The following is a 346-nucleotide window of genomic DNA, read 5'->3' as shown; positions in this document are numbered from 1 at the left end:
GGTTCGAACAGCAACATCAAGACAGTGATCACTGGCAATACGCTAGATATCCAATTGGCAGATGCACCAGTATTTGCAGGCAAAGTGACTGCGAATGGTTTAGATGCCAATGGCAATAAAGTTGAAAACGTAGCAGATGCAACGACAGCAACAGATGCAGTGAACAAAGGTCAGTTAGATGCAGCGACGACAGCATCAAGCACAAAGACAGATACTTTGGGTACGAGCACAGCGACGAACTTGGGTGGTGGGTCAACTTATGACAACACGACAGGTGCGATCAGTGCGCCAAGCTATGTGACTACAAAAACAGATGGTACGACCACCACAGCGAACAATGTGGGTG

General features: G+C 47.7%; 1 pseudogene. It reads left to right on the top strand.

Annotated features, from left to right (window positions below):
* A pseudogene (locus ACG9ZL_RS21220) lies at positions 1 to 346 on the top strand (hypothetical protein); the annotation flags it as partial.

The organism is Acinetobacter legionensis (genome assembly GCF_048551735.1).
Taxonomy (GTDB): Bacteria; Pseudomonadota; Gammaproteobacteria; order Pseudomonadales; family Moraxellaceae; genus Acinetobacter.
Note: the sequence above shows the minus strand (reverse complement) of the source record. Positions and strands in the feature narration are given on the sequence as shown.